Source organism: Rhodopseudomonas sp. B29, assembly GCF_000333455.1.
GTDB lineage: Bacteria > Pseudomonadota > Alphaproteobacteria > Rhizobiales > Xanthobacteraceae > Rhodopseudomonas.
Map to the genome: position 1 here is coordinate 1 of NZ_BADD01000612.1, position 935 is coordinate 935.

General features: G+C 68.2%; 1 protein-coding gene. It reads left to right on the top strand.

The window, feature by feature from the left end; all coding sequences use genetic code 11:
• Window positions 1-935, top strand: a 935-nt coding sequence (locus I5M_RS22125; protein ID WP_040771849.1) for a hypothetical protein, incomplete at both ends; no start/stop codon positions are given.

Genomic DNA, 935 nt, shown 5'->3' on the forward strand with positions numbered 1-935 from the left:
CTGGCGATCGGCTTTCTGGTGGCGATGCTGCTGGCGCTGATGATCGCGCCGCTGGTGCACAACCGCGCGGTGCGGCTCACTACCAAGCGGCTGGAAGCCGCGACGCCGCTGTCGATGGCGGAGATCCAGGCCGACAAGGACCAGCTGCGCGCCGACTTCGCCATGTCGGCCCGGCGGCTGGAAATGAGCGTCGACCAGCTCAAGAACAAGACCGCCAGCCAGTTCGCCGAGCTCGGCAAGAAGACCGACGCCATCAACAAGATGAAGGCCGAGCTCGCCGAGAAGAACGAGGCGATCCTCGCGCTCGAAGCGCGTGAAAAGTCGGTGCAGGAGAAGCTCGCCGCCACCGAGCAGGAATTCGCGACCAAGACCGAGGCGCTGCGCGGCGCCGAGGCCGCCCTCACCGAGAAGCAGGCCGAGCTGGCACGCATCAACTCAGAACTCGCCGACCGGGCGATGCTGGCCGACAGCCGCCAGGTCGAGCTGGTGGCGGTGCGCACCCAGATCGAAGCGCTGCAGGTCCGCGTCAACGAGGCCGAGAAGGAATTCGCCGCGACCCAGAAGAGGCTGGAGCACCAGCGCGGCGAATCCGAAACCGCGACCCGCGAACTCACCGAGGCGCGTGGCCGCGTCGAAGGCTTGAGCCAGCGCGTCGCCGAACTCGACCGCCAGCTGATGCTGCAGGTCAAGGAAGCCGAGATGCTCGGCAGCCGTGTCCAGCAGCTGGAGAGCGAAAACAAGCAGCTGCGAGACCAGCTCGCCGGCGGCAAGGCCGGCCCCTCTCCGGACGCGCAGAGGCTGCGCGCTCTGGAGCAGGAGCTGCAGACCGCCCGTGACGAGCGCGCCAAGGCGCAGCGCGAGCTGGCCGCCATGCAGCAGCAGACCGAAAGCAGCTGGGCCACCGAGCGCATGGAAAACGCGCTGCTGCGCGAGCG